General features: G+C 70.7%; 28 protein-coding genes. 15 read left to right on the top strand and 13 right to left on the bottom strand.

All coding sequences use genetic code 11. The features are described from left to right. Nucleotide 1: 1 nt before the first annotated feature. From dusB to KAG51_RS05555, 3 genes are read right to left on the bottom strand one after another with little or no spacing between them, the layout of a single operon-like run. Complete coding sequence (gene dusB / locus KAG51_RS05565) at nucleotides 2-1144, bottom strand: tRNA dihydrouridine synthase DusB (RefSeq protein WP_290581476.1); 1143 nt, start codon at nucleotides 1142-1144, stop codon at nucleotides 2-4. Nucleotides 1145-1189: 45 nt separating this feature from the next. After that, nucleotides 1190-1777 carry a hypothetical protein gene (locus KAG51_RS05560; protein ID WP_290581474.1) on the bottom strand — a complete coding sequence of 196 codons (588 nt, stop codon included), beginning with the start codon at nucleotides 1775-1777 and terminating at the stop codon, nucleotides 1190-1192. A gap of 25 nt (nucleotides 1778-1802) precedes the next feature. Further along, a complete protein-coding gene (locus KAG51_RS05555; RefSeq protein WP_290581472.1) occupies nucleotides 1803-3206 on the bottom strand; it encodes a glycine--tRNA ligase in 1404 nt (467 codons plus the stop codon). A gap of 151 nt (nucleotides 3207-3357) precedes the next feature. Between KAG51_RS05555 and KAG51_RS05550 the strand changes: the two genes are divergently transcribed. The 7 genes from KAG51_RS05550 (at nucleotide 3358) to KAG51_RS05520 (ending at nucleotide 8309) form a co-directional block, all read left to right on the top strand. Continuing rightward, nucleotides 3358-4332: a metal ABC transporter substrate-binding protein gene (locus KAG51_RS05550; RefSeq protein WP_290581470.1), complete on the top strand. Its 975-nt coding sequence runs from the start codon at nucleotides 3358-3360 to the stop codon at nucleotides 4330-4332. 62 nt (nucleotides 4333-4394) lie between these two features. Beyond that, the gene (locus KAG51_RS05545) at nucleotides 4395-5144 is read left to right on the top strand and encodes a metal ABC transporter ATP-binding protein (protein WP_290581468.1); all 750 of its coding nucleotides are present in this window, start codon (nucleotides 4395-4397) and stop codon (nucleotides 5142-5144) included. Further along, the gene (locus KAG51_RS05540) at nucleotides 5144-5986 is read left to right on the top strand and encodes a metal ABC transporter permease (RefSeq protein WP_290581466.1); all 843 of its coding nucleotides are present in this window, start codon (nucleotides 5144-5146) and stop codon (nucleotides 5984-5986) included. Before KAG51_RS05545 ends, KAG51_RS05540 begins: the two co-directional genes overlap by 1 nt. Before the next feature lie 14 nt (nucleotides 5987-6000). Further along, entirely contained in the window at nucleotides 6001-6390 is a 390-nt protein-coding gene (locus KAG51_RS05535; protein WP_290581464.1) for a Fur family transcriptional regulator, read from the top strand. 10 nt (nucleotides 6391-6400) lie between these two features. Further along, nucleotides 6401-7333 (top strand): 3-methyladenine DNA glycosylase, encoded by a 933-nt coding sequence (locus tag KAG51_RS05530; protein WP_290581462.1) that lies wholly within the window; start codon nucleotides 6401-6403, stop codon nucleotides 7331-7333. Between the two features lie 9 nt (nucleotides 7334-7342). After that, entirely contained in the window at nucleotides 7343-7771 is a 429-nt protein-coding gene (locus KAG51_RS05525) for a hypothetical protein (RefSeq protein ID WP_290581460.1), read from the top strand. A 100-nt stretch (nucleotides 7772-7871) separates the two neighbouring features. Beyond that, a complete protein-coding gene (locus KAG51_RS05520; RefSeq protein WP_290581458.1) occupies nucleotides 7872-8309 on the top strand; it encodes a GNAT family N-acetyltransferase in 438 nt (145 codons plus the stop codon). A 5-nt stretch (nucleotides 8310-8314) separates the two neighbouring features. Here KAG51_RS05520 and KAG51_RS05515 read toward each other — a convergent pair whose 3' ends face one another. The 3 genes from KAG51_RS05515 to cimA form a co-directional block, all read right to left on the bottom strand. Further along, on the bottom strand, nucleotides 8315-9133 hold the full coding sequence (locus tag KAG51_RS05515) for a hypothetical protein (RefSeq protein WP_290581456.1): 819 nt from the start codon (nucleotides 9131-9133) through the stop codon (nucleotides 8315-8317). Nucleotides 9134-9213: 80 nt separating this feature from the next. Continuing rightward, nucleotides 9214-9966: a hypothetical protein gene (locus tag KAG51_RS05510; RefSeq protein WP_290581454.1), complete on the bottom strand. Its 753-nt coding sequence runs from the start codon at nucleotides 9964-9966 to the stop codon at nucleotides 9214-9216. A 21-nt stretch (nucleotides 9967-9987) separates the two neighbouring features. After that, entirely contained in the window at nucleotides 9988-11592 is a 1605-nt protein-coding gene (gene cimA / locus KAG51_RS05505) for a citramalate synthase (RefSeq protein ID WP_290581452.1), read from the bottom strand. A gap of 174 nt (nucleotides 11593-11766) precedes the next feature. On the opposite strand from cimA, the gene KAG51_RS05500 reads away from it, so the two are divergent. After that, complete coding sequence (locus tag KAG51_RS05500; RefSeq protein ID WP_290581450.1) at nucleotides 11767-12462, top strand: hypothetical protein; 696 nt, start codon at nucleotides 11767-11769, stop codon at nucleotides 12460-12462. Here KAG51_RS05500 and aspA read toward each other — a convergent pair. Further along, nucleotides 12455-13888 (bottom strand): aspartate ammonia-lyase, encoded by a 1434-nt coding sequence (gene aspA / locus KAG51_RS05495; RefSeq protein ID WP_290581448.1) that lies wholly within the window; start codon nucleotides 13886-13888, stop codon nucleotides 12455-12457. The genes KAG51_RS05500 and aspA overlap by 8 nt on opposite strands. 150 nt (nucleotides 13889-14038) lie before the next feature. Between aspA and KAG51_RS05490 the strand changes: the two genes are divergently transcribed. Next, nucleotides 14039-15049, top strand: coding sequence for a zinc-binding alcohol dehydrogenase family protein (locus KAG51_RS05490; RefSeq protein ID WP_290581446.1), 1011 nt, complete (start codon nucleotides 14039-14041; stop codon nucleotides 15047-15049). 27 nt (nucleotides 15050-15076) lie between these two features. Continuing rightward, nucleotides 15077-15520 (top strand): hypothetical protein, encoded by a 444-nt coding sequence (locus tag KAG51_RS05485; protein ID WP_290581444.1) that lies wholly within the window; start codon nucleotides 15077-15079, stop codon nucleotides 15518-15520. Nucleotides 15521-15538: 18 nt separating this feature from the next. Here the strand turns inward: KAG51_RS05485 and KAG51_RS05480 are convergent, their stop codons facing one another. Next, entirely contained in the window at nucleotides 15539-16633 is a 1095-nt protein-coding gene (locus KAG51_RS05480; RefSeq protein WP_290581442.1) for a branched-chain amino acid aminotransferase, read from the bottom strand. A 46-nt stretch (nucleotides 16634-16679) separates the two neighbouring features. Continuing rightward, nucleotides 16680-17759 (bottom strand): 3-isopropylmalate dehydrogenase, encoded by a 1080-nt coding sequence (locus KAG51_RS05475; RefSeq protein ID WP_290581440.1) that lies wholly within the window; start codon nucleotides 17757-17759, stop codon nucleotides 16680-16682. Between the two features lie 497 nt (nucleotides 17760-18256). Here KAG51_RS05475 and KAG51_RS05470 point away from each other — a divergent pair, with 497 nt between their 5' ends. Continuing rightward, nucleotides 18257-18820 carry a class I SAM-dependent methyltransferase gene (locus KAG51_RS05470; RefSeq protein ID WP_290581439.1) on the top strand — a complete coding sequence of 188 codons (564 nt, stop codon included), beginning with the start codon at nucleotides 18257-18259 and terminating at the stop codon, nucleotides 18818-18820. Between the two features lie 590 nt (nucleotides 18821-19410). On the opposite strand, the gene KAG51_RS05465 is transcribed toward KAG51_RS05470, so the two are convergent. Then, nucleotides 19411-19551: a hypothetical protein gene (locus KAG51_RS05465; RefSeq protein WP_290581438.1), complete on the bottom strand. Its 141-nt coding sequence runs from the start codon at nucleotides 19549-19551 to the stop codon at nucleotides 19411-19413. A 60-nt stretch (nucleotides 19552-19611) separates the two neighbouring features. On the opposite strand from KAG51_RS05465, the gene KAG51_RS05460 reads away from it, so the two are divergent. Further along, nucleotides 19612-21054, top strand: coding sequence for a PLP-dependent aminotransferase family protein (locus tag KAG51_RS05460; protein WP_290581436.1), 1443 nt, complete (start codon nucleotides 19612-19614; stop codon nucleotides 21052-21054). 225 nt (nucleotides 21055-21279) lie between these two features. Here the strand turns inward: KAG51_RS05460 and ilvC are convergent, their stop codons facing one another. Genes ilvC through KAG51_RS05445 form a run of 3 tightly spaced genes read right to left on the bottom strand, consistent with a single transcriptional unit; the run spans nucleotide 21280 to nucleotide 24658 of the window. Beyond that, on the bottom strand, nucleotides 21280-22305 hold the full coding sequence (gene ilvC / locus KAG51_RS05455) for a ketol-acid reductoisomerase (protein ID WP_290581434.1): 1026 nt from the start codon (nucleotides 22303-22305) through the stop codon (nucleotides 21280-21282). Between the two features lie 26 nt (nucleotides 22306-22331). Next, the gene (ilvN, locus tag KAG51_RS05450; protein WP_290581432.1) at nucleotides 22332-22865 is read right to left on the bottom strand and encodes an acetolactate synthase small subunit; all 534 of its coding nucleotides are present in this window, start codon (nucleotides 22863-22865) and stop codon (nucleotides 22332-22334) included. Further along, on the bottom strand, nucleotides 22862-24658 hold the full coding sequence (locus KAG51_RS05445) for an acetolactate synthase large subunit (protein WP_290581430.1): 1797 nt from the start codon (nucleotides 24656-24658) through the stop codon (nucleotides 22862-22864). Before KAG51_RS05445 ends, ilvN begins: the two co-directional genes overlap by 4 nt. Nucleotides 24659-24926: 268 nt before the next feature. Here KAG51_RS05445 and KAG51_RS05440 point away from each other — a divergent pair, with 268 nt between their 5' ends. The 3 genes from KAG51_RS05440 to KAG51_RS05430 all read left to right on the top strand — a co-directional run bounded on the left by KAG51_RS05440 (nucleotide 24927) and on the right by KAG51_RS05430 (nucleotide 26058). Continuing rightward, nucleotides 24927-25229, top strand: coding sequence for a hypothetical protein (locus KAG51_RS05440; RefSeq protein WP_290581428.1), 303 nt, complete (start codon nucleotides 24927-24929; stop codon nucleotides 25227-25229). Between the two features lie 87 nt (nucleotides 25230-25316). Next, complete coding sequence (locus KAG51_RS05435) at nucleotides 25317-25622, top strand: hypothetical protein (protein WP_290581426.1); 306 nt, start codon at nucleotides 25317-25319, stop codon at nucleotides 25620-25622. Nucleotides 25623-25746: 124 nt separating this feature from the next. Next, nucleotides 25747-26058: a hypothetical protein gene (locus KAG51_RS05430; RefSeq protein WP_290581424.1), complete on the top strand. Its 312-nt coding sequence runs from the start codon at nucleotides 25747-25749 to the stop codon at nucleotides 26056-26058. Nucleotides 26059-26119 lie beyond the last annotated feature (61 nt).

The following is a 26119-nucleotide window of genomic DNA, read 5'->3' as shown; positions in this document are numbered from 1 at the left end:
GTCAGCCCCCGGAGGTCGCGTCCTCCGCCGCGGGGTCGAGCTCGCCGTCGACCTCGCGCGAGTCGAGCCAGCCCTCCGGCACGACGACCCGCTTGGGGGTGCCCTGGCGGCCCCGGGGGCGGCCGAGCTCGGAGACCGGGAACGGTTCCTGCGGGTCGAGGTCGGCCAGGAGCTCGTCGAGGGCCGCGTACGACGAGACCTTGCCGAGACGGCTGCGGACGGCTGAGCCCGCAGCGAACCCCTTGAGGTACCAGGCGACGTGCTTGCGGAACTCGATGCAGCCCCGTTCCTCGCCCATCCATCGTCCGAGCAGCTCTGCGTGACGACGCATGACCGCCGTGACCTCACCGAGGTTCGGAGTCGTGAGCACCTCACGCCCCGTGAGGGCAGCGGCGAGATCGCGGAAGAGCCACGGGCGGCCGAGACAGCCACGACCGACGACGACGCCGTCGCACCCGGTCTGCGCCATCATCCGCACCGCGTCGGCCGCCTCCCACACGTCGCCGTTGCCGAGCACCGGGATCGAGGTGGCGGCCTTGAGCTCCCCGATCGCGTCCCAGTCGGCGTGACCGGAGTAGTGCTGGATCGCCGTCCGCCCGTGCAGCGCGATCGCGGCGCACCCGGTGTCGGCCGCGATCCGGCCCGCGTCGAGGTACGTCAGGTGGTCGTCGTCGATGCCCTTGCGCGTCTTCATCGTGACGGGCACGCCGTACGGAGCGGCCGCCCCGACCGCGGACTCCAGGATGCGACCCAGCAGGCCCGCCTTCCACGGCAGCGCGGCGCCGCCGCCCTTGCGGGTGACCTTGGGCACCGGACAGCCGAAGTTCAGGTCGACGTGCTGGACGCCGTGCTCGTCGCACAGGATCGACACGGCCCGCCCGATGATGTCGGGGTCGATCCCGTAGAGCTGCACGGACCGGACCGACTCGGCGCCGGAGAAGGTCAGCATCGACAGGCTCGTGCGGTCACCCTCGACGATGCCGCGGGAGGTGATCATCTCGCACACGTACAGCCCGGCTCCCTGCTCGGCGCAGAGCTGGCGGAACGCGGCGTTCGTGACGCCAGCCATGGGCGCGAGCACGACGGGCACGGCGACCTCGAGGTCGCCCAGACGCAGAGGCGCCGCCATGGTCGAGGTGCTCATCCTCCGATTGTCTCAAACCACGCTAAGCGGATCTGTCGCCGCCGCTCACGGCGACCAGGTGATCGTCGAGTCGTCGCCGTCGGGCTGCAGGTCGACCGAGACCAGCGCCTGGCCCGCCGGCACCAGGTACACCAGGCACAGGTTCGCAGTCTCGCCGGGCAGGAAGCTCTCCGGCAGCTGTCCGCTGGGGCAGGGAGCGAAGCTGCCGACGATCGGCGTCGGCGGCAGCAGCATGTCGGTGTCGTCGCGGGCGAAGACCGGCAGGGCGGCACCTCCGAGTCCAGCGGGGCCCTCGTTGACGACCGTGAGGTCGACGTAGAACGGTGACGAGACCAGCTGGTCGGGCGTCAAGGAGAAGAACCGGAAGTCCTCGATGACGCCCTTGCGCACGTCGGCGATCGTGACCGTGATCGCGCTCGCGGCCTGCTCGTCGACCTGGTAGACGACGGTCGCCGTCTCCCCGGGCTTGCGGGTCGTGCCGGGCTTGGTGACCGTGACCCCGTCGGGCACCTCGAAACCCGCCGGTACCGACGAGACCGGCTCCGGGTCGTCCTCCCCGCCGCAGGCGGTCACCGAGACGAGCAGCGCAAGGGCGCACAGGACGAGACTGAGACGGCGGCGCGACGAGATCACGCCGAGATTCTCACCCCGTGAGGGGTCAGCAGCCGGGCAGGCGCGCCGCAAGCCAGTCACGAACCTGGCTGAGGGCGACCCGCTCCTGCTGCATCGTGTCGCGCTCCCGGATCGTGACCGCCTGGTCCTCGAGCGTCTCGAAGTCGACCGTGATGCAGAACGGGGTCCCGATCTCGTCCTGGCGGCGGTAGCGGCGCCCGATCGCCTGGGCGTCGTCGAAGTCGACGTTCCAGTACCCGCGCAGCTCCGCGGCGAGGTCACGCGCCGCCGGCGACAGTGCCTCGTTGCGCGACAGCGGCAGGACCGCGGCCTTGACCGGCGCGAGCCGGTGGTCGAGGCGCAGCACGGTGCGCACGTCGACGCCGCCCTTGGTGTTGGGTGCCTCGTCCTCGGCGTACGCGTCGACCAGGAAGGCCATCATCGAGCGGTTGACCCCCGCTGCGGGCTCGATGACGTACGGCGTCCACCGCTCGCCCGTGGCCTGGTCGTGGTACGAGAGCTCGCTGCCGGAGTGCTGGCTGTGCGTCGACAGGTCGAAGTCGGTGCGGTTGGCCACACCCTCGAGCTCGCCCCACTCCGAGCCCTGGAAGCCGAAGCGGTACTCGATGTCGACGGTGCGCTTGGAATAGTGCGAGAGCTTCTCGGCGGCGTGCTCGTAGAACCGGAGGTTGTCGGGCGTGACGCCCAGGCCCGTGTACCAGCCCATGCGCTCGGCGAGCCAGTACTCGTGCCACTGCTCGTCCTCACCGGGCTTGACGAAGAACTCCATCTCCATCTGCTCGAACTCGCGCGTGCGGAAGATGAAGTTGCCCGGCGTGATCTCGTTGCGAAAGCTCTTGCCGATCTGGCCGATGCCGAACGGCGGCTTCTTGCGTGCGCTGGTCATGACCTGGCCGAAGTTCACGAAGATGCCCTGGGCGGTCTCGGGCCGCAGGTAGTGCAGGCCCTCCTCGGACTCGACGGGGCCGAGGTAGGTCTTGAGCAGGCCGTTGAACATGCGCGGCTCGGTCCACTGACCCTTGGTGCCGCAGTTGGCGCACGCGATGAGGTCCATCGTCACGGTGTCGGGGTCGATCTCCGGCTGGCCCGGCTTCGACTTCTTCTCGGCGTAGGCCTCCTGCAGGTGGTCCTGCCGGTAGCGGCGGTGGCAGCTGAGGCACTCCACCAGGGGGTCCACGAAGGCCGCGAGGTGGCCGGACGCCTCCCACACCCGCGTGGGGAGGATGACCGAGGAGTCCAGGCCGACGACGTCGTCGCGACCCTGGACCATCGAGCGCCACCACTGGCGCTTGATGTTCTCCTTGAGCTCGACGCCGAGGGGTCCGTAGTCCCACGCGGACTTGGTGCCGCCGTAGATCTCACCGCACTGGTAGACGAAGCCTCGACGCTTGCAGAGGCTGGTGACGGTGTCGATCGTGGACGCAGGCATGGATGCAGTTCTCCCGGCTGGATGTCGGCGGGTCGCGCGGCCGTCGTGACGGACCGCTCCCGTGGATCGGGCCAGCGTAGCGAGGCCGGCGTGACCAGTGGCACGTGCCATCAATTTGACAATGGTTCCCATCCGCGGGAACGATGGGGTCATGCGTCGTACCGCCCTGATCGCCCCTGCCATCCTGCTGTCCCCTCTTCTGGTCGCGTGCGGCTCGAGCGGGTCGGCCGACGCCGGTCCGACCGTCGTCACGTCGGCCTACCCGTTCCAGTTCCTCGTGGAGCGGGTCGCCGGCGACCACTACGCCGTCGAGAACCTGACCCGGCCCGGTGGCGAGCCGCACGACCTCGAGCTGACCCCTCGCCAGGTCGCCGACGTCCAGTCGGCCGATCTCGTGGTCTACGTCGACGCGTTCCAGGCCGCGGTCGACGCGGCCGTGGACCAGGCCGACCGAGCCGAGGGCACGACCCTGGACCTGGCCGGCGTCGTCGACCTGCTCGAGGCCGACGACGAGGGTCACGACCACGACCACGGGGACGACGAGGGTCACGACCACGACCACGCCGACGACGAGGGCCACGACCACGACGGCCACGACCACGGGGGCGTCGACCCGCACTTCTGGCTCGATCCGCACCGCATGGAGCTCGCGGCAGGCGCGATCGGCGACACGCTCGCCGAGCTCGACCCCGACCACGCCGACGACTACGACGCCAATGCCGCCGCCCTCGTGAGCGACCTCCAGGCGCTCGACGCGGAGTACACCGTCGGTCTGCAGACCTGTGAGATCCGCACGATCGTGACGGCCCACGCCGCCTTCGCCTATCTCGCCGACGCCTACGACCTGACCCAGGTCCCGATCGCCGGGCTCGAGCCGAGTGCGGAGCCCACGTCGGCCCAGCTCGCCGAGATCAGCGATCTTGTGACGTCTCAGGGCGTGACGACGATCTTCACCGAGCAGCTCGTCGACCCGGCCGTCGCCGAGACCGTGGCGAGCACGACCGGCGCCACCACGGCTATCCTCGACCCGATCGAGGGTCTCAGCGACGCCACCGCCGACCAGGACTACCTGTCGCTCATGCGCACCAACCTCGACGCGATCCGGGAGGCCAACAGGTGCCAGTGACCCCCGAGCCGACGGGCCCGGTTCCCCCGCACCCCGCGCCGACACGCGACGCCGAGACACCCGTGCTCTGGGCCCGTGGCGTCACGGTCGAGCTCGGCGGACGACCCGTCCTGGCGGAGGCCGACCTGACGATCGCGCGCGGCGAGGTGGTCGCGGTGCTCGGCGCCAACGGCTCGGGCAAGTCGACGCTGGTCCGGGCCACGATCGGGCTGGTCCCGCGCCGGGCCGGCACGGTCGAGCTCTTCGGCACCCCGCTCGAACGCTTCCGCGACCGGTCCCGACTCGGATACGTGCCGCAGCGCAGCTCCAACGCCGCCGGCGTGCCCGCCACGGTGCGCGAGGTGGTCCTGAGCGGTCGCCTCGCGCGGCGTCGTCTGGTCGGTCCGGCGCGCCGCGCCGACCGCGAGGCCGCCGACCGGGCGATCGAGCTGGTCGGCCTCACGGAGCTGCGCCGCCGCCCCGTGACCGAGCTCTCCGGCGGACAGCACCAGCGGACGCTGATCGCCCGCGCGCTGGCCACGCAGCCCGACCTGCTCGTCATGGACGAACCGTTGGCCGGCGTCGACGCCGCGTCGGGCCAGGCGCTCGCTCGGACGGTCGAGGAGCTCGTCGAGGCGGGCACGTCGGTCCTGCTGGTCGAGCACGACCTCGGTCCCCTGGCTCCCGTCGTCGACCGGGCCGTCGTGATCGACCACGGCCGCGTGGCCTTCGACGGACCGCCTGACACCGCGCCCAGCGAGCACGTCCACCACCACCCGCACACAGGAGAGCCCCGGCGTCTGGAACCGCTCCCGCACGAGGGAGTGCTGTAGTGCTGGAGCTGCTCGACTACCCGTTCATGCGCTACGCGCTCGCCGCCGCCGTGGTCACCGGTCTCACCGCGCCCGCGATCGGCACGTTCCTGGTGCAGCGTCGTCTCGCCCTGCTCGGCGACGGCATCGGCCACGTCGCGCTGACCGGAGTGGCGCTAGGACTGCTCACCGGCACGGCACCCGTGCTGACCGCCGTCATCGCCGCGACGCTCGGCGCGCTCGCGATCGAGCTCATGCGCACCTACGCCCGCACGTCGGGCGACGTCGCCCTCGCGATGCTGTTCTACGGAGGCATCGCCGCCGGCGTCATGCTGATCAACCTGGCGGGCGACAGCGCCGCGACGCTCAACAGCTACTTGTTCGGCTCGATCGTCACGGTCTCCCCCGACGACCTCACGGTCATCGCGATCCTGGGCGGCATCGTCCTCGTCGTCGTGCTGGCCGCGACGCCGCAGCTGTTCGCGGTGTGTCAGGACGAGGAGCACGCCCGGGTCAGCGGGGTGCCCGTCCGGTGGTACGGGATCCTCATCGCGGTCCTCGCCGCGGTCACGATCACGGTCGCGATGCGGACGGTGGGTCTGTTGCTGGTCTCCGCCCTGATGGTCGTGCCGGTCGCGGCCGCGCAGCAGGTGGCCCGCAGCTTCCGCGCCACGCACCTGCTGGCGATGGGGCTCGGACTCCTCGCCGCGATCGTCGGCGTCATCGCCAGCTTCGAGATCGACACCCAGCCCGGTCCGACGATCGTCCTCACAGCGATGCTCTGCTTCGCCGTGCTCGCCGCGGCACGCGGGGTCATGACACTGACCGGGCGCTGGCGAAGGCGCCCACTAGAGTTGGGCTGAGGAGGATCGTCAGCATGGTCACCACCCCCCGCAACACCCGCCAGCGTCGCGCCGTCGCCGCGATCCTGGAGGATCTCGACGGTTTCGCGAGCGCGCAGGAGATCCACGACCTGCTCCGTCATCGCGGCGAGTCGGTCGGCCTGTCCACGGTCTACCGCAACCTGCAGGCTCTCAGCGACTCCGCCGAGATCGACGCCCTGCGCAACGACGACGGCGAGACGCTGTACCGCCAGTGCAGCACGGGACACCATCACCACCTCGTGTGCCGGGCGTGCGGCCGCACGGTCGAGGTCGCGGGTCCCACGGTCGAGCGCTGGGCCGACGCGATCGCGGCCGAGCACGGCTTCGTCGACGTCGCCCACACGCTCGAGATCTTCGGGACCTGCGGCGACTGCACGCCGTGAGCCCGGTCCGGTGACCGTTCTCGCGCGCCGCGAGTGGCTGCCTCGGGCGCAGGCGCACCGCGAGCGGGCGGAGCAGTGGACGACCCCGCACCTGCGGCGCCGCGCCGCCGGCGAGGACCACCCGGTCGAGGACTTCCTGTTCGAGTACTACAACTTCTCACCGGGCGCGCTCGCGCGCTGGCACCCTGGTCTCGGCATCGGGCTCGTCGACGCGCCCGAGCACGCGGCGCTCGGCGCCTACCGGACCGACGGGTCCGTCTCGCGAGTCGACCCGGCTCGGCTGGAGCGCCGCCTCCCGGGCCTGCGGTGGACGCAGGCACTGCTGACCCGCACGCGTGACACCGAGCCGCGCTGGAGCTGCTTCGGCCTGCACGAGTGGGCCATGGTGCACGGAGCGGCCGAGCAGCGCCGGCACGCAGGCCAGCCGCTGCGCCTCGGTGCCGCCGGCACCGACGAGGTCGTCCGTTCGCACTCCCTGCAGTGCACCCACGTCGACGCCTTCCGGTTCTTCACATCCGAGTCCGCTCCGCTGAACGCTCACCCCCTGACCCGCGACGACCAGCTGCGATTCGAGCAGCCCGGCTGCGTACACGTCACGATGGACCTGTATCGCCTGGCATTCCGGCTCGTGCCGTTCGTCGAGAGCACGATCGTGCTCGACGCCTTCGAGCTCGCGCTCGACGCCCGGCGGGTCGACATGCGGGCGTCGCCGTACGACGTCACCGACCTCGGGCTGATTCCGATCCCCGTCGAGACGGCCGACGGCAAGGCCGACTACGTGCGCGAGCAGCGGCGCCTCGCCGAGCTCGCCACTCCCCTGCGCCTGCGACTCCTGGGGCACGTCACGGACCTGCTCGAGCGTGAGGGCGCGACCGCCGACCGACCTGTCGCCCGACCTGGGGTCGACCCCGATCCATCCGCAGCCGGCGTCCGGCGCTCCTAGACTGGGGCGATGCGCCGCACCCGACGCTTCCGGCTCAGGTCGCTCCTGCCCGGTACGGTCCTGCTGCTCGCCCTGCTGTCCGCGTGCAGCCTCGGCGGTCAGGTGTGCCCCGCCATCGCGTACACCTACGGCGGCCCGGCCGTCGTGGACTTCGTCGACCCGCTGCCGCCGGGAGCAGAGGTCCGCGCCTGCTTCGAGACCGGCTGCACACCGCATCCCGTGGCGCGGCCGGCGTCCGGCGACTGGTCGGTCCAGCAGATCGACCCCTGGCGCACGTTCGAGAGCATGCCGGGGGGCACGGTGCTCCGGGTCGTCGTCCTCGACGGCGACCGTGTTCTCCACGACGCCGAGCACGAGATCCCGATCTCGGCCGCGCAGGAACGCTTCGGCGGCTGCCCCGGGCCGTACGAGTACGAACCGGTCGTCGTCGCGAGCTGATCGCGAGCCCTGACCGACCTGCACGAGTGCGTGGGAGGTCCGCGACGACCTCCTCGCCGGCTGAGCACCACCGCGCCACGGCGCGCCGTAGGCTGAGCGGGTGTCGAGCCCCCACCTCACCGACGGCCCGTCCCTGACCGGCGCCGAGGTGCACGCGATCTGGACCATCCGCGACCTCGTGTTCAACGTCGAGCAGCGCTGCGAGGACGCCGATCCCGATGCGATCGACCTCGAGTCGACCACGTCGCACCTGTGGTTCGCCGACGACCGCGGCATCACGAGCTACCTGCGCACGTACGTCACCCCTGACGGCGTGCGGCACGTGGGCCGGGTGTGCACCCGGCGCGACGCCCGGGGAGCCGGGTTGTCCGGCAGCCTCCTGCGCGAGGTCCTCCGGCACTGGGGGCGCGCACCGATCGTCCTGGGCGCGCAGGCCTACCTGCACGACTGGTATGCCAGCTTCGGCTTCGTGCAGGACGGCGAGCCCTACGTCGAGGCCGGCATCGATCACGTCCCGATGAGGCGCGACCCGGCCTGAGCCGGTCAGCTCTCGATCTCGTCCGGGTCCTCGCTGCGACGATCCCGTGGATCGCTCGAGTCGGGGAGGTCGTCGCCGGCGCCGAAGGCCTCGACTGCGGCTACCAGCGCGTCTGACTGCGCCGACTCGACCTCGTCGAGGGCGGTCTCGGCGGCGTTGTACTGCTCGGCGAACTCGAAGTAGTACGACTCTCCGCCGTCGAGCGAGGCAGCCATCTGGTTCAAGTTGTCGAGCACGTGCTGCAGCGCGGCGGACGTGAGCTCCGCAGTCTCCTCGTACCCCTCGGGCACCTCGACGGCCTCGAAGGTGTCCTTGACACCCTGCATGGCCGGGATCGTCCCGTCGCGCACGGGCTGCCCGCTCGAGAACGGGCCGGTGCCCAGCAGCTCGGACGGCGTGCCGCGATCGAGCGCCACCTCGACGGCGTCCTGGAACTCGACGGCGTCCATCCCCTCCTGGGCGAGCGAATCCAGGGCGTCGAGGTCACCGGCGATGTCGGCCTCGACCTTCGCGGCCGCGGCGTAGTCGCCGGAGTTCTCGCGACCGTACTCCGGTGCGTCGCCGATCGACGGGACGGCGTCCTTCGCCTCGCCGATCGCCTCCAGGGCGGACTCGTAGTCCGACAGCTCCTCGCCGATCGAGGTCGCCTGGTCCGCGCGGAAGGTCGCGACCTCCTGGAGGTAGTCGGCGGCCACGCGGTCAGCCGCGGCGACGTCGTTCTTGTGGTTCTGGTGGATCACCAGGACCACCGTCGTGACGGCGATGGCTGCGACGACGAGCACACCGAGGACCGACAGCAGGATGATCGTCGCTCGCTTGCTCATGGCAGAACCGTGGCCGCGGGGCCAGGCGGTGTCAACTTGTTCGGGCCGTTCGGGGACTGCTCCCGGTCGCGGCACGTCCCTCAGGTCGGCAGGACGGCGTCGACCGCAGCCGCGAGCTCGGAGTCGACCGTGAGCCCGTACAGGCGGACGGCCTCGGCCGCGACCGCCAGCTGCTCGCCGTAGCTGAACGAGTAGTTCTGTCCCAGCGCCGCGAAGGCCAGCAGCAGCTCGCACTGGTCGATGACGTTCTGCACCGCGGCCGTGACGGAGCGCGCGAGCTCCTCCTGCCCACCCGGCACCGGAGCGGCCTCGAGATCGGCCAGGGCACCCTCGTACGCCGGGATCACCTCACGCTCGACGACCGCGGTGTCGCGAATCGTCGACGATCCCGTAATCGTGTCGATGCGCAGGGCCAGGGCCGCGTCGGCGGCCGCGATGAAGTCCCGCGCCACGGCGACCCGTCCCAGCACGTCGACCAGCTCGACGTACGGGTCGACGAGCGTCGCCTCGAGGTACTGGGCGTCGCGGTAGTCCCCCGACAGCTCGGCCCCCTCGCCCCCGATCACGGGCAGCCGCGGCGGGTCGTCGATCCGGGCCTGCACCTGGGCCTGCAGGTCAGGAGCCGGCCCGTCGCGACCGGCGACCACGATCTCGGCCAGCTCGCTGCGGTAGCGATCGACCTGCTCGACGAACTCGGCCGCCACCGCATCGGCCTCGTCAGCGGCTCGGACCTGCCGCTGCTGCTCGATGATCACCAGCCCACCGACGGCCGCGACGATCACGATCGTCACGATCACCGGCAGGACGATCGCGAGCCTGCGCCACTTCCTCACGGTCGTCTCACGTCTGCCGGGTCACGAGCCTGTGGGGGCCACTCCGTGCGCGCGCAGACCGTAGGTCAGGGCGTCGGTCAGCGCGATCCAGGAGGCCTCGATCATGTTGGCACCGACGCCGACCGTGACCCAGGTGTCCTTGCCGTCGGAGGTCTCGATCAGTACGCGGGTCACGGCGTCGGTGCCGTGGCCCTGGTCGAGGATCCGGACCCGGAAGTCCGTGAGGTGGAACTGCACGACGTCGGGGTACACCTGCTCGATCGCCTGCCGCAGGGCGTGGTCGAGCGCGTTGACCGGACCGTTGCCCTCACCGATGACCGCCAGGCGCTGGCCGCCCGCCACGATCTTGACGGTGGCCTCGGCCACGGCCCCCTCGCGCGGGCTGCTCGACTCGGCGATGACCCGCCAGGACTCGACGTCGAAGTAGCGCGGCCGTGTGCCCTCGACCTCCTCGACCAGGAGGAGCTCGAAGGAGGCGTCGGCCGCCTCGAAGGTGTAGCCGGACTGCTCGAGCTCCTTGACCCGGTCGGTCAGGCGCGCCAGGCGTGCGGGGTCGTCGGCCAGGTCGAAGCCGAGCTCGCGGCCCTTGAGCTCGATCGTGGCACGGCCGGCCATCTCCGAGACCAGCAGGCGCATGTCGTTGCCGACGAGGGCGGGGTCGATGTGCTGGTAGAGATCAGGGTCGACACGGATCGCACTCGCATGCAGCCCCGCCTTGTGGGCGAAGGACGAGACGCCCGTGTACGGCTGCCGCGCCAGGGGCGGGTAGTTCGTGATCTCCGAGACCGCGTGCGCGATCCGGGTGGCCTCCGCGAGCCGTCCCTCCGGCAGGACCGGCCGGCCGAGCTTGAGCTCGAGGTTCGCGATGCACGTCACGAGATCGGCGTTGCCGGTGCGCTCCCCGTACCCGTTGAGGCAGCCCTGCACGTGCGTGACACCGGCCAGGACCGCCGCCATCGAGTTCGCGACGGCGCACCCGGTGTCGTTGTGCGCGTGGATGCCCAGTCGTGCGCCCGTCGCGGCGAGCACGTCGCCGACGACGTCGGTGACCTGGTGCGGCAGCATGCCGCCGTTGGTGTCGCACAGGACCGCCACCTCGGCACCGGCCTCCGTCGCCGCGCTGACGACCTCCAGGGCGTAGGCGCGGTTGGCGAGGTACCCGTCGAAGAAGTGCTCCAGGTCGACGAACACGCGCTGCCCTTCCGCGCGCAGGTGCGAGACCGTGTCGCGCACCATCGCCAGGTTCTCCTCCAGCGTCGTGCGCAGGGCCAGCTCCACATGACGGTCGTGGCTCTTGGCCACGAGGGTCACGACCGAGGCGCCCGACTCGCGCAGGGCCGCGACGAGCGGGTCGTCGGCGGCCACCGCGCCGGCGCGTCGCGTCGCACCGAACGCCGCCAGCGTTGCGTGCCGCAGCTCGAGCTCCTTGGCCGCCAGCGCGAAGAACTCGGTGTCCTTGGGGTTCGAGCCGGGCCACCCGCCCTCGATGTACCCCACGCCGAGGTCGTCGAGGTGGCGCGCGATGTGCATCTTGTCCTGCACGGAGAGGTTGAGCCCCTCCTGCTGCGCGCCGTCGCGCATCGTCGTGTCGTAGACGTGGAATCGGGCATCGGGGGTGGCGGTCATGGTGTTCCTCGTGGCAACAAAAAAGCCCCCCGGGGATCGGGAGGCAGCGCGCTGGTTCCTGTCGGTCAGGACCCGGCGCGCCCGGCAATGATGATCACGGCCGTGATCATGGGGCTCGTCACAGTTCCTGAGTCTAGACTTCGACGCGATGCTTGCCAAGACGGGACCGAACCGATGACCGTGCCTGTGCCCGAGCTCCGCCACAGCGTCCACGCGGTCGCGACCGCGGCGCCGCTCGATCCGGTCGAGCCGGTGCCGGTACCGCTGCCCTCCGTGGCGCTGCTGCGGCGCTTCGGCGCCGACGCCGAACAGCTGGCGGCGTTCGAGGCCCGCCCGCACGCCCGGGTCCTGCACCGGTCGGGCCCCGTCGCAACGGCCCAGGCCGACGCGGTGGCCGCCCGGCTGGAGGCACTCACGCTGGCGAGCCAGCACGACGGCGTGGTCATCGACCTCGCCGTGCCTCGCCTCGTGACCCACACGGTCGACCAGACCGATCCTCGCGCCCCGCGTCAGTGGGTCGCGCTCGACGTCGACGGCGTGCAGGCCAGCGGGTCAGACGTCGTCTCCCACGGTCTGGCGACCTTCGGCCTGCCCGAGCTGCGCTGCGCCGACGTCTCCTTCGCGGCGCTGCCCGCGACGCTCGCGGTGCTGACCGGCCTGGCCCACCGCCTGCTCGCCGAGTGGCCCGAGCACGACCCGGTCGGTCCGGCCACCGTGACCCTGGCCGACGTCGCCGAGGCGCTCGGCGAGCCGGCACCGCCGCGACCCGACGGGACGCCGGACGGCTACGGGGTCGAGGTCACGATCGGACTCGCGGCCGGCGAGCTCATCGTCTCGATCGACGGCGACGCCGTCGCCCTCTTCACCTGACGGGCGGCTTGGGTCCCAGATTGGCCAAGGTCTCGGGCCGCAGGATCCGCTGCAGCTGTTCCGGGGGCAGGAGCCCCTTCTCGAGTACGAGCTCGGCGACGCCCCGGCCCGTCGCCAACGCCTCCTTCGCGACGAGGGTAGCCGCCTCGTAGCCGATGAAGGGGTTCAGGGCCGTCACCAGGCCGATCGATCGCTCGACCTCGGCCCGTAGGTGGCCCACGTTCGCCGTGATGCCGTCGACGCAGCGTTCGGCCAGGACCACGACGGCCTGCTCGAGCCGCGAGATCCCGGCCGCCAGCGAGAAGCAGATCACCGGCTCGAAGGCGTTGAGCTGCAGCTGTCCGGCCTCGGCCGCCATCGACACCGTCACGTCGTGGCCGATGATCTGGAAGGCCACCTGGTTGACGACCTCGGGGATCACGGGATTGACCTTGCCGGGCATGATGCTCGACCCCGCCTGCACCGCCGGCAGGTTGATCTCCCCCAGGCCGGCCCGTGGACCGGACGACAGCAGTCGCAGGTCGTTGCAGATCTTGCCGAGCTTGACCGCGACCCGCTTGAGCGTGCCGGACACCTGCACGAAGGCGCCGCAGTCCTGGGTCGCCTCGATCAGGTCGACCGCCGTCTCGAGCGGGAGGCCCGTGATGTCGCGCAGGTGCGTGCAGGCGATCTGCACGTAGCCCGACGGTGCGTTGAGCATCGTGCCGATCGCGGTGGCGCCGAGGTTGATCTCGTGGAGCAGCGCGACGGCCTCCGACAGGCGGGCGCGGTCCTCGGCGAGCATCTGGGCGTACGTCCCGAACTCCTGGCCGAGCGTCATCGGCACCGCGTCCTGCAGCTGCGTGCGCCCCATCTTCAGCACGTCGTGGAACTCCAGCGCCTTGCGGGCGAACGAGTCCTCGAGGCGGGCCATCGCGCTCAGCAGGTCGCGCGCGGCCAGGATCATCGAGATCTTGACGGCCGTCGGGTAGACGTCGTTGGTCGACTGGCTGAGGTTGACGTGCTCGTTGGGATGCAGCACGTGATGGTCGCCCTTGGCGTGCCCCAGGATCTCCAGGGCCCGGTTCGCGATGACCTCGTTGGCGTTCATGTTGGTCGAGGTGCCCGCGCCGCCCTGGATCACGTCGACCACGAACTGGTCGTGCCACTGCCCGGCCCTGATCTCCTCGCAGGCGTCGCGGATCGCGCCGAACCGTGTGTCGTCGAGCAGACCGAGCTGATGGTTCGCGAGCGCGGCGGCCTCCTTGACCGAGGCCAACGCCTCCACGAGGTACGGACTCTCGGAGATCGGGATGCCGGTGATGGGGAAGTTCTCCAGGGCGCGAAGGGTGTGCACGCCCCAGTAGACCTCCGCCGGCACCGGGCGCTCCCCGATCAGGTCGTGCTCGAGGCGCGTCGCAGGCGCATCGGATGTGAGGTGGGTCATAGTCCGATCGAATCACACGTCGCACTCGACCCGTCGACCCCACACGGGGTCGTCACGGAGCCCGTCCGTGCGTGCCGGAGCTCCCGGCCTGTCGCTCGGCTGGCCACGACTGGACGAGCCGCGCTTGACGCCGTCGCGCAGGCTGGAGCCATGATCCCCAACACCGCCGTCGCCTTCACACGCTCCCTGCCCGCCACCGACCCGGAGGCGCTCGTCGACGTCGTGCTGGACGCCCCCTCGCCCGGCCCGCACGACCTCGTGGTCGACGTCCGCGCGGTCTCGGTCAACCCCGTGGACGTCAAGGTCCGCCTCGGCGGCGACCCCGACGGCGAGCGAGTGCTCGGCTTCGACGCCAGCGGCATCGTGCGCGACGTCGGTCGGGCCGTGACGCTCTTCCAGCCGGGCGACGAGGTCTGGTACGCCGGCGACATCAGCCGTCCCGGCAGCAACGCCGCGCTGCACCTGGTCGACGAGCGCATCGTCGGCCCCAAGCCCGCGACCCTGTCATTCACCGAGGCCGCGGCCCTGCCGCTCACGGCCATCACGGCGTGGGAGTCGCTGTTCGACAAGCTGCGACTGACGCCGGACTCGAGCGGGACCCTGCTCGTGGTGGGTGCGACGGGCGGCGTCGGCTCGATCATGCTCCAGATCGTCGAGCACCTGCTCCCTCAGGTCGCGGTCATCGCGACGGCCTCACACCCCGAGGGCGAGGCCTGGGTGCGGTCGCTCGGAGCCGACCACGTGGTGAACCACCGTGACGACCTCGCCGCAGGTGTCGGCAGCATCGCCCCCGACGGCGTCGACTGGATCTTCACCGCACACTCCGAGGGCATGGTCGAGACGTTCGCCGACCTGCTCCGGCCGTTCGGAGCCGTCGTCGCGATCGACGATCCGTCGTCGCTGGACGTCCGGGCGTTCAAGTCCAAGAGCCTGTCGTGGCACTGGGAGCTCATGTTCACCCGTCCCCTCCAGGGTGGCGCCGACCAGGTCCGCCAGCACGAGATCCTGACCGAGGTCGCGCGACTCGTCGATGCGGGGACCTTCCGCTCCACCATCACCACGACCCTCACGCCGATCGACGCGGCGCAGCTGCGCGAGGCGCACCGCCTCGTCGAGGACGGCCACGTCATCGGCAAGGTGGTCGTGGCACGCGAGGACTGACGACGCCCCGGGCCAGCGGGAGCGGTCGTGCTGGCCCTCGGGTCGTCGGACGCGAACTCCGAGACGGGACCCGGCCCCGACGGCGACCCCCAGGCTCCGGACGTGGCCCTGGAGTCGTTCGTCGAGGCCCCGAACGCCGAGGACTGCGAGGTCCTCATCGCCCACCCGATCACCGATCTCGACACGGTCAAGGACTGTGAGGACGCCCTCGACGACGCGCGGGAGGCGGCCGAGGACCAGGGCTACGACGACGAGTCGTTCGCCCTGGAGATCGACGACCTCGAGATCGTCGAGCACGACGACCGCGAGGCCACGGTCTCGGTGGACGTCACCCAGTCCTACGACGTGGACGGCGAGGCGGAGCAGTACGAGCACACCTCCGTGTACGAGCTCGAGAAGGACAGCAATCGCTGGCTCGTGGTCGATCTCTCCAGCGACGTCTCCGACCCGGTCGGTCCGGACGGCGCCTGAGGCGCCACGACCACCGGCTCAGACGAGCCGGGTCATCCAGCCGTGGCGGTCCTCGGCGCGTCCGTACTGGATGTCGACCAGCGCCGAGCGCAGCTCGGCCGTGACCTTGCCGATCTCACCCTTGGCGCTGTCGACCTCGCCACCGTCCCAGGCCAGCCGGCCGACGGGCGTGACCACGGCCGCGGTCCCGCAGGCGAAGACCTCGGAGATCTGGCCGCTCGCGACGCCCTCGCGCCACTCCTCGATCGAGACCTTGCGCTCGACGACCTCATGGCCGAGGTCGCGGGCCAGGGTCATGATCGAGTCGCGGGTGATGCCCTCGAGGATCGAGCCGCTGAGCTCCGGGGTGACGATGGAGCCGTCGGACTGCACGAAGTACAGGTTCATGCCACCGAGCTCCTCGACCCACCGGTTCTCGACCGAGTCCAGGAAGGCGACCTGCTCGCAGCCGTGAGCGAAGGCCTCCTGCTGCGGCAGCAGGCTGGCGGCGTAGTTGCCACCGCACTTGGCCGCGCCCGTGCCTCCGGCCCCCGCGCGCGTGAACGTCTCGGAGAGCCAGATGTCGACCGGCTTGAGACCGGCCTTGAAGTAGGCGCCCGCCGGCGACGCGATGACCGAGTAGGTCACGTGCTGCGAGGGGCGCACTCCCAGGAAGACCTCGGAGGCGAACATGAAGGGACGCAGGTACAGGCTGCGCTCCTCACCGGTCGGCACCCAGGCGCGGTCGGCGGTCACGAGCTCGCGGATCGACCCGAGGAACCAGTCCTGCGGCAGCTCCGGCAGGGCGAGCCGGTGGGCCGAGCGGGCGAGCCGGTCGGCGTTGGCCTCCGGCCGGAAGCCCCACACCGATCCGTCGGCGTGCGCGTACGCCTTGAGTCCCTCGAAGATCTCCTGCGCGTAGTGCAGGACGGCGGTGGCCGGATCGAGGAGCAGCGGGCCGTACGGGACCACCCGGCCGTCCTGCCAGCCGCCGTCGGGGGTCCACTCGGCCAGGAACATGTGGTCGGTGAAGTGGTTGCCGAACCCGGGGTCGGCGAGGATCGCCGATCGTTCGGCGTCCGTGCGCGCGGCGGTGTTCGAGGTGAACGTGCTGGCGAACGGCGTGGTGGTCATGGAGTTCACGGTAGTGCTTTCGACGAGGGTGGGACAGGGTGGACGGTCAGCCCACCGGTACGCCCGCGGCCAGCAGCGAACCGATGGCCTCCCCCACCTCCTGCGTCGTGCGCGGGGCACCTGCGGCGCCCGACCGGCTGGCGATGTCGGCCTCGACGGCCGCGCTGATCTCGGCCGCCGCCTCCGGGTGCCCCAGGTGCTCCAGGAGGAGCCCGGCCGACAAGATGGCGGCCGTGGGATCGGCCTTGCCCTGGCCGGCGATGTCCGGCGCCGAGCCGTGCACCGGCTCGAACATGCTGGGCGTCGTGCGGTCGGGGTTGACGTTGCCGCTGGCTGCGAGGCCGATGCCACCGGTGATCGCGGCGGCGAGGTCGGTCAGGATGTCGCCGAACAGGTTGTCGGTGACGATGACGTCGAAGCGGGCCGGGTCGGTGGCCAGGAAGATCGTGGCGGCGTCGACGTGCAGGTAGTCGACACTGACCTGGGGGAACTCCGCCGCGACGGCGTCGACCGTGCGGCTCCACAGGTGGCCCGCGTGCACGAGCACATTGTTCTTGTGCACGAGCGTGAGCTTGCGGCGCGCCCGGGCCTGAGCCCGCGCGAAGGCGTCGCGCACGACGCGCTCGACTCCGAAGGCCGTGTTGAGGCTGACCTCGGTGGCGACCTCCTGCGGCGTGCCGACCCGGATCGCGCCACCGTTGCCCACGTACGGGCCTTCGGTGCCCTCGCGGACCACGACGAAGTCGATGGGGCCGCGCCCCGTGACGTGCTCGGCCAGCGGGGTCGGCACCCCCGGGAACAGGGTCGACGGTCGCAGGTTGACGTAGTGGTCGAGCTCGAAGCGCAGCTTCAGCAGCAGGCCCCGCTCGAGCACGCCTGACGGCACGCTCGGATCGCCGACGGCCCCGAGGAGGATCGCGTCCTGGCCGCGAATCTCCTCGAGGACGCCGTCGGGCAGCGTCTCGCCCGTCGCGTGCCACCGCCGTGCACCGAGGTCGTACTCGGTCCGGGCGAAGGACAGGTCGTGCCGGCCGGCCACCTGGTCGAGGACCTGGAGGGCCTGGTCGGTGACTTCCGGGCCGATGCCGTCGCCGGGAACGATCGCGAGGTTGTACGTCTGCGTCATGAGGTCATCCTAGGACGAGCGGTCTCAGATGCTGAAACCGGCGTCTCACCCATCGGTCGCCGTTCGGGTCGTCAGTTGTCGTCGGGACGGTCGGCGTCGGCCAGGGCGTCCAGCATCTCGCTCGCGTCGTCGCGCAGGTGGGCAGGTCCCCACTCGATCACAGGTCCAGGCATGATGAAGCTCCTTCTCGGTTCTGATGGTCAGCGGTCGTGCAGACAGCTGGTCCGCGGAACCACTTCGTCGGGGTGACCGACGCGAGAAGGAGCAGATCAGGGTGGCGATCGATGCGATCCTGCAGCGGTTCAGCGGGCCAACGCTGGAACTCCGCGGCAGGAAGTCGGCCCTTTAGGAGACCCTGCCGCGGCAAGCGATGGATACGAGCTGCTTCCGCATGGCAGGGACTCTACCCCACCGGTCCTCGTCCTGGCTACCGATCGGTAACGACCGGCGTGGCGGCGTGGCGGGCCAGGCCCGTCCCGCGTGAAAGACTGACACCCGTGTCCTCTCCGTTCGACGTCCCGGCCCTGGTCGGACGCACCCTCGACCTGGCCCGCCAACGCGGATTCATCACCTCGACCCGGCACGAGACGGGGCGGCTGCTCGCGACGCTGGCGGCGGCACGCTCCGGCACCTTGGCCGAGCTCGGCACGGGCACCGGCGTCGGCTCGGCGTGGCTGTCGAGCGGCGCCGCCGAGGGAACCCGCATCGTCAGCGCGGAGCTCGACCCGTCGCTGGCCGAGGACGTCCAGGAGATCTTCAGCAGCGTCCCGAACGTCGACATCGTCTCCGGCGACTGGACCACGCTCGAGCAGTACGCGCCGTTCTCGCTGATCTTCGTCGACGTCCGCGAGGTCATGGCCGAGATCGACCACCTCGCGGCGCTCCTCGAGCCCGGCGGCATCGCCGTTCTCGACGACTTCACGGCGTCAGCGCACTGGCCGCCGATCGTCGACGGCCAGGTCGACACGGTCCGCGAGCAGTGGCTGACCGACGAGCGGTTCGTCGCCGTCGAGCTGCTCATCGACGCCGACGCCAGCCTCGTCATCGCCACACGCCGTTGACCTCGGCCCGGATCCGTCGAGCAGACCCAGGAAGAGCTGCACGATCGGGCCGATCAGCAGCGCGTACAGGACGGTGCCGATCCCGACCGTGCCGCCGAGCGCGAAACCGACCGCGAGCACGGTGACCTCGAGCGAGGTGCGGACGACGCGGATGCTGAGCCCCGTGATGCGCACCAGGCCGCTCCAGAGCCCGTCGCGCGGCCCGGTGCCGAAGTCCGCACCGATGTAGAGCGCCCCGGCGAGGCCGTTGCCCACGATGCCGATCGCCAGGAAGGAGATCTGCACCCCGAGGTGGTCGGGAGTCGGCAGCCACGCCAGCGTGACGTCGGCCGCGACGCCGATCAGCACGACGTTGAGCACCGTCCCGATGCCGGGGCGCTGCCGCAACGGGATCCACGCCAGCATCACCACGGCGCCGGTCAGGATCACGACCTGGCCGAACGTCAGCGGCACGATCTCGGTGACGCCCTCGTGGAACACGTCCCACGGATCGAGTCCGAGACCGGCCTCCACCAGGAATCCCATCGTGGCGCCGTAGAGCCACAGGCCGATCAGGAGCCGGACGAAGCGTCCGGCGGTGCTCGTGGGGATCAGGCGCGCCACGGGGCCACCCACTCGTGGTCGTGGCTCCGCGGCGGCGGGACGTCTCCGAGCCCGTCGCTACGGACCAGGACCACGGTGCGCCAGGTCGCCCAGACGAGGAGTGCCAGCAGCGCGAGAATGATCAACATGGATCCATCGTCGAACAGATTGGCCTTGCACACCATATCCAATTGGGGGAGGGTGGACTTATGACAGTCGTGATCTCCGCGCGCCGCCTCGCCGCCGTCATCGGCGAGCTCGACGACGACGGACCGGCCTACCTCGAGATCAGCGACCGCATCCGCGTGGCCGCGATGGACGGCCGGCTGGCCGACGGCGCCCGCCTGCCGAGCGAGCGCGAGCTCGCCTCGGCCCTCGGGGTGAGTCGCACCACCACGACGCGGGTCTACGCCGAGCTCCGGGACGCCGGCCTGGTCGAGTCCCGTCGCGGTTCGGGCAGCACGATCGCGCTCCCGATGCAGGCCTCCTCGGCCAGCACTCTGATCGGCATGCACAGCGACACCGACACGTTGGCCTTCACCTACTCGGCACCCGTCGGTCCCCCGGGCATGGCGCGGGCCTTCGAACGGGCCTGCGAGAAGCTCCCGGGCCTGCTGGCCACGAGCGGGTACCTGCCCGACGGCCTCCCGGTGCTCCGCGAGCTCCTGGCGCAGTACTACAGCGACCGCGGCCTGCCGACCGATCCGGGTCAGATCATCGTCACGAGCGGTGCCATGGGGGCGATCTCGCTGCTCGCGCGGACCCTGCTCTCCCGCGGCGACCGGGTCATGGTCGAGGGCAGCAGCTACCCGCACGCGCACGACGCCCTCGTGGCGGCCGGCGGCCGGCTCTCGGCACTGCCCGTCGGCGACTCCCCGTGGGACACCGAGGCGATGACCACGACCCTGGCCGCGGGTCGCCACGCGCTCGCGTACCTGATCCCGGACTTCCACAACCCGACCGCCGCCGTGATGTCGGGTGAGGAGCGCGAGCGCTGGGCCCACGAGCTGCGTCGCCACGGCGTGACGGCGATCATCGACGAGTCGATGCGCGAGGTGAATCTGGACGGCATCGATCTCCCGCCCAGCCTCGCCGCGCTCGACCCCTCCGCCGTCGTCCTGGGGTCGTCGTCGAAGCCGTTCTGGGGCGGGTTGCGGGTCGGCTGGATGCGCGTGCCCCGCCACCTGGTCATGAGCCTGGTGCAGGCCCGCATGATCGACGACCTGAGCTCGTCGGCCTTCGACCAGATGGTCTTCGCCGAGCTCCTGACCGATGGCGGCCAGACCGCGGCGGCCGGGCGGGCTGCACTGCGGACGGGCCGCGACCACCTGCTCGCCGAGCTCGCCACGCACGTCCCGGAGATCTCCGCTCCGTGCCCGGCCGGCGGTCTGAACCTGTGGGTCACGCTGCCCGGGCGACTCTCGACCCGCCTGTGTGCGGCCGCCGAGCGCCGGGGGCTGCTCCTCACGCCGGGGCCGCGGTTCTTCTCGCAGGGCGGCACCGCCGGCGAGCGGCACCTGCGCCTGCCCTACGCCCACTCCCCCGAGCGCCTGACCGAGGGCGTCGCCCGGCTGCGGCTCGCCCTCGACGACGTCCAGGACGGCCGGGCCGCCTCCCTCTCACGCGGGACGTCGATCGACCTGATCGCGTAAGGCCCACCGGCCACCCCGGTTCGTGGGGACCGAATCTGAGGGATCGTGGTGGCTGGCGCGAGCAGTCTGAGGGCCTGAGGGTTCCCGGGCACCCGCAAACCCTCAGACTCGAGCCTCCGGCCACCACGAACCCTCAGATTGCGTCCACCTGGCAGAAACGCCGCTGGGAGCGACGCCCGGTGCGAACCCGGAGCGTCGCTCCCAGCGGAGCGGTGCGGTGAGTGCTCAGCGAGCAGCGGAGCCCTCGACGTAGTCGGTGTCGGTCTGCTTCCACGCGAAGTGCGAGCGCAGAGCCTTGCCGGTGGCCTCGATCGCGTGACCGGCCTCCTTCTCGCGGAGCTCGAGGAACTCCGTGCCGCCGTTGTCCTGGTCGGCGATGAAGCGCTCGGCGAAGGCCCCCGACTGGATGTCGGCGAGGACCTCCTTCATGCGCTCCTTGACCGAGCCGTCGATGACCCGCGGACCGGAGACGTAGTCGCCGTACTCGGCGGTGTCGGAGATGCTCCACCGCTGCTTGGCGATGCCGCCCTCCCACATCAGGTCGACGATGAGCTTGAGCTCGTGCAGCACCTCGAAGTAGGCGATCTCCGGCTGGTAGCCGGCCTCGGTCAGGGTCTCGAAGCCCGCCTGGACCAGGTGGGACATGCCGCCGCACAGCACGGCCTGCTCACCGAAGAGATCGGTCTCGGTCTCCTCGGTGAAGGTCGTCTTGATGACGCCGGCCCGGGTGCCGCCGATCGCCTTGGCGTACGAGAGCGCGAGGTCCCACGCCTTGCCCGTGGCGTCCTGCTCGACACCGATGATGTCGGGGATGCCGCGTCCGGCCACGAACTCACGGCGAACCGTGTGGCCGGGAGCCTTCGGCGCGACCAGCACGACGTCGACGCCCTCGGGCGCCTGGATGTAGCCGAAGCGGATGTTGAAGCCGTGGCCGAACACCAGGGCGTCACCGGCCACGAGGTTCGGCGCGATGTCCTCGGCGTAGACCGTGCGCTGGACCTGGTCGGGCGTGAGGATCACGACGACGTCGGCCTCCTCCACGGCCTCGGCGACACCCAGGACCCGCAGGCCCTCGGCCTCGGCCTTGGCGCGGCTCTTCGAGCCCTCCTTCAGGCCGACGCGGACGTCGACACCGGAGTCGCGAAGGTTGAGCGCGTGGGCGTGGCCCTGGCTTCCGTAGCCGATGACCGCGACATTGCGGCCCTGGATGATCGACAGGTCGGCATTGTCGTCGTAGAACAGCTCGGGCACGAGAATCTCTCCTTGGGTGGGGTGGTTCAGCCGGCCTGGGTGCCGGGGACGGCGCGCAGGCTGCGATCGGTGATGGAACGGGCGCCTCGGCCGATCGCGACGCGACCGGACTGGGCGATCTCGCGGATGCCGAAGGGCTCGAGCACCTTGAGCATCGCGGTGAGCTTGCCGGAGTCGCCGGTGGCCTCGATCGTGACGGCGTCGGTGGAGACGTCGACGACCTTGGCGCGGAAGAGCTGGACGGTCTCGAGCACCTGGCCCCGGGTGGCGGGATCGGTCTTGACCTTGATCAGCATGAGCTCGCGCTCGACCGCGGAGTCAGAGTCGAGCTCGACGATCTTGAGCACGTTGACGAGCTTGTTGAGCTGCTTCGTGACCTGCTCGAGCGGCAGCTCGTCGACGTTGACGACGATCGTCATGCGGCTGATCTCGGGAATCTCGGTGGGACCGACCGCGAGCGACTCGATGTTGAAGCCGCGGCGCATGAACAGGCTCGAGACGCGCGCGAGGACACCCGGGGTGTTCTCGACGAGCACCGACAGCGTGTGCTGAGTTGTCACAGGTCATCTGCTTCCCACTCGGGCGCGAGGTCACGCGCGATCTTGATGGCGTCGTTGCTCGTGCCGGCGGCGACCATGGGCCAGACCATCGCGTCGCGCTCGACCACGAAGTCGATCACGACCGGACGATCGGTGATGGCCATGGCCTTCTCGATCGTCGCGTCGAGGTCCTCGACCGAGTCGCAGCGCAGTCCGACGCACCCGTAGGCGTCGGCGAGCTTGACGAAGTCCGGGATGCGGCGGGCACCGATGCTCTCCGGACCGGTGTTGAGGTCGGTGTTGGAGTAGCGGCCTTCGTAGAAGAGCGTCTGCCACTGCCGCACCATGCCGAGGGAGGAGTTGTTGATGACCGCGACCTTGATCGGGATGCCCTCGAGCGCGCACGTCGCGAGCTCCTGGTTGGTCATCTGGAAGCAGCCGTCGCCGTCGATGGCCCACACGACCCGGTCGGGATCGGCGACCTGCGCGCCCATCGCCGCGGGGACGGCGTAGCCCATCGTGCCGGCGCCGCCGGAGTTGAGCCACTGCCGCGGACGCTCGTAGTCGACGTAGTGAGCGGCCCACATCTGGTGCTGGCCGACGCCCGCGGCGTAGACCGCCTCGGGGCCTGCGATGGCACTGATCCGCTCGATCACGGTCTGCGGAGCGAGGCCCTCGGCCGGCGCGTCGTAGCCGACGGGGTACTTGGCCTTGACCGAGCCCATCTGCTGGCACCAGGCGGCGTAGTCGCCCTTCTCGCCGTCCTCGGCCAGAGCGCCCAGGACCACGAGGAGGTCGCTGATGACCTCGCGGCAGTCGCCCACGATCGGGACGTCGGCGTGGCGGTTCTTGGAGATCTCGGCCGGGTCGATGTCGGCGTGGATGACCTTGGCCAGCGGCGCGAAGGAGTCGAGGTTGCCCGTCACCCGGTCGTCGAACCGGGCGCCGAGGCTGACCAGGAGGTCGGCCCGCTGCAGCGCGGCCACCGCGGCGACCGTGCCGTGCATGCCGGGCATGCCCAGGTGCAGCTCGTGGCTGTCGGGGAAGGCGCCGCGCGCCATCAGGGTCGTGACGACCGGGATGTTGTACGTCTCGGCGAGGCGCAGCAGCTCCGCGGAGGCCTCGGCCTTGATGACTCCGCCGCCGACGTACAGCACGGGACGCTCGGCGTCGACCAGGAGCCGGGCGGCCTCGCGGACCTGCTTGCCGTGCGGGTGTGTCGTGGGCCGGTAGCCGGGCAGCGCGAGCTCGTGGGGCCAGTCGAACGTCGTGGTCGCCTGCAGCGCGTCCTTGGCGATGTCGACCAGGACCGGCCCAGGGCGGCCCGTGCCGGCGATGTGGAACGCCTCGGCGATGACGCGCGGGATCTCGGACGCGTCGGTCACGAGGTAGCTGTGCTTGGTGATCGGCATCGTGATGCCGCGGATGTCGGCCTCCTGGAAGCCGTCGGTGCCGATCAGGTTGGAGGAGACCTGACCCGTGATCGCGACGATCGGGACGGAGTCCATGTAGGCGTCGGCGATGGCCGTGACGAGGTTGGTGGCTCCGGGCCCGGAGGTGGCCATGCAGACACCTACGCGCCCGGAGGCCGCCGCGTAGCCCTGGGCCGCGTGACCCGCGCCCTGCTCGTGACGCACCAGGATGTGGCGGATCGAGGAGTCGAACAGGGGGTCGTACGCCGGGAGGATCGCTCCGCCGGGAATGCCGAAGATGACCTCGACGCCGGCGTTCTCGAGAGCGCGGACGAGGCTCTGGGCCCCGGTCAGCGTGGGCGTGCTCGTCTCGATCGACGAGAGGTTCGTCTGGCCCGTCATGCTGTGTCCCTTTTCGGTCGTGCGGGGGGTGTGGTGTCCGCGTGTCGTGTCACATAAAAAAACCCCTCGGCCGAAACGGCAGACGAGGGAGACGTGCGCCCGCGAGGGGCGGTCACGTCATACGGATACGAGCAGGAGCGCGTGCACGCGACCAGTGTGTCCCGGCTCTCGGGCGTGGTCAAGTTGCGAGACGCCCGGTACCACGATGTGGAATGCCGGTGCGACCGATCGCCTCCCCCGAGGACCGCGCCAGACCTACGATGCCCCCATGGTCTCGTCCCGCGCCCGCCTGGTCGGCGCCACTCTCGTCCCGCTCCTGCTCCTCACGGCCTGCTCCGGGGGACGTCCGGCCGTCGAGGACGTCCAGGCCGGTCTCACCGCGAGCGGCTCGCACTTTCCCGTGGCCGAGCAGCAGGCCGAGTGCGCCGCGAAGATCCTCGTGGCGTCGGACCTGTCCGACGCCGACCTGCAGGTCGTGGCCGACGCCGATCCGCAGGCGGAGCTGTCCGACGAGGCGTCCTCGACCTTGGCCCGCGCCCAGGTGCAGGTGCTGGCGGACTGCGCCGTCTGACGTCCCCCGTTCGCGGGAAGCTCCCGGGACCGCTTGAATGGGGTCGCGCGACAGGGCGTCGCAACCTGATTCAGGGGGTTTGACCAGATGAAGAAGTTCATGGCCGTGTCTGCTTCGGCCGCGTTGCTCGTGTTCACCACGGCGTGCGGCGGCGGAGGCCGCCCGTCGGTCGACGAGGTGTCAGCGGCTCTGACGAGCGAGGACAGCGTCTTCCCCACCGTGCTCGAGGATGACCAGGCCGACTGCGCCGCCGAGAAGCTCGTCGACTCCGACCTGTCCGACGAGACGCTCCAGGCCATCGTCGACGGCGACGAGGACTACGAGGGCTCCGACGAGGAGGCCGACACGCTCCGGGACCTCAGCACCGACCTGGCGGAGTGCGTCACCAGCTGATCGCGTCGCGCCACAGCGACGGCTGAGCGCCGATGGGGAGGGGTCCCTATCGCGCCAGCCGTCGCGATCCGATTGACTGGCGCGGAGCGCGGCAAGCGTCCGCGCCCCGAGCCTGGGAGTCACCATGAAGAAGCTCATGACGGCCGCTGCCGTCTCCGTCCTCGTCTTGACGTCGGCCTGCGGTGCCGATCGTCCCAGCAAGTCGGCTCTCGCCGAGCAGTTCGAGTCGCAGTCGTCCGACACCATCCCGATCGACGCGAGCGCCGCCGAGTGCATGGCCGACGAGGTCCACGGCTCCGACATGTCGAACGGCACGGTCAAGGACATCGCCGACGGCGAGATCGACCTGACCGGTTTCACTGTGGAGATGCCGCAGGACGACATCGACGCCTGGAAGGCCATCACCGACGACGTCATCGCCTGCATCACCGGCTGAGCCAGGCCGCATCCGGACCTCTCGACCGCCACCAAGCCCGCGGCAGTCGCCGCGCCACGAA

The sequence above is a fragment of the Aeromicrobium sp. genome (assembly GCF_023146395.1).
Classification (GTDB): Bacteria; Actinomycetota; Actinomycetes; order Propionibacteriales; family Nocardioidaceae; genus Aeromicrobium.
This window is presented reverse-complemented; position numbering and strand designations above follow the sequence as displayed.

Excerpts from the sequence above, each read along its gene's own strand:
- dusB (WP_290581476.1), bottom strand. The coding sequence starts at position 1,144 with ATGAGCACCTCGACCATGGCGGCGCCTCTGCGTCTGGGCGACCTCGAG.
- KAG51_RS05555 (WP_290581472.1), bottom strand. The coding sequence starts at position 3,206 with ATGCCTGCGTCCACGATCGACACCGTCACCAGCCTCTGCAAGCGTCGA.
- KAG51_RS05550 (WP_290581470.1), top strand. The coding sequence starts at position 3,358 with ATGCGTCGTACCGCCCTGATCGCCCCTGCCATCCTGCTGTCCCCTCTT.
- KAG51_RS05535 (WP_290581464.1), top strand. The coding sequence starts at position 6,001 with ATGGTCACCACCCCCCGCAACACCCGCCAGCGTCGCGCCGTCGCCGCG.
- KAG51_RS05525 (WP_290581460.1), top strand. The coding sequence starts at position 7,343 with ATGCGCCGCACCCGACGCTTCCGGCTCAGGTCGCTCCTGCCCGGTACG.
- KAG51_RS05515 (WP_290581456.1), bottom strand. The coding sequence starts at position 9,133 with ATGAGCAAGCGAGCGACGATCATCCTGCTGTCGGTCCTCGGTGTGCTC.
- cimA (WP_290581452.1), bottom strand. The coding sequence starts at position 11,592 with ATGACCGCCACCCCCGATGCCCGATTCCACGTCTACGACACGACGATG.
- KAG51_RS05500 (WP_290581450.1), top strand. The coding sequence starts at position 11,767 with ATGACCGTGCCTGTGCCCGAGCTCCGCCACAGCGTCCACGCGGTCGCG.
- aspA (WP_290581448.1), bottom strand. The coding sequence starts at position 13,888 with ATGACCCACCTCACATCCGATGCGCCTGCGACGCGCCTCGAGCACGAC.
- KAG51_RS05490 (WP_290581446.1), top strand. The coding sequence starts at position 14,039 with ATGATCCCCAACACCGCCGTCGCCTTCACACGCTCCCTGCCCGCCACC.
- KAG51_RS05480 (WP_290581442.1), bottom strand. The coding sequence starts at position 16,633 with ATGACCACCACGCCGTTCGCCAGCACGTTCACCTCGAACACCGCCGCG.
- KAG51_RS05475 (WP_290581440.1), bottom strand. The coding sequence starts at position 17,759 with ATGACGCAGACGTACAACCTCGCGATCGTTCCCGGCGACGGCATCGGC.
- KAG51_RS05465 (WP_290581438.1), bottom strand. The coding sequence starts at position 19,551 with ATGTTGATCATTCTCGCGCTGCTGGCACTCCTCGTCTGGGCGACCTGG.
- KAG51_RS05460 (WP_290581436.1), top strand. The coding sequence starts at position 19,612 with ATGACAGTCGTGATCTCCGCGCGCCGCCTCGCCGCCGTCATCGGCGAG.
- KAG51_RS05445 (WP_290581430.1), bottom strand. The coding sequence starts at position 24,658 with ATGACGGGCCAGACGAACCTCTCGTCGATCGAGACGAGCACGCCCACG.
- KAG51_RS05440 (WP_290581428.1), top strand. The coding sequence starts at position 24,927 with ATGGTCTCGTCCCGCGCCCGCCTGGTCGGCGCCACTCTCGTCCCGCTC.
- KAG51_RS05435 (WP_290581426.1), top strand. The coding sequence starts at position 25,317 with ATGAAGAAGTTCATGGCCGTGTCTGCTTCGGCCGCGTTGCTCGTGTTC.
- KAG51_RS05430 (WP_290581424.1), top strand. The coding sequence starts at position 25,747 with ATGAAGAAGCTCATGACGGCCGCTGCCGTCTCCGTCCTCGTCTTGACG.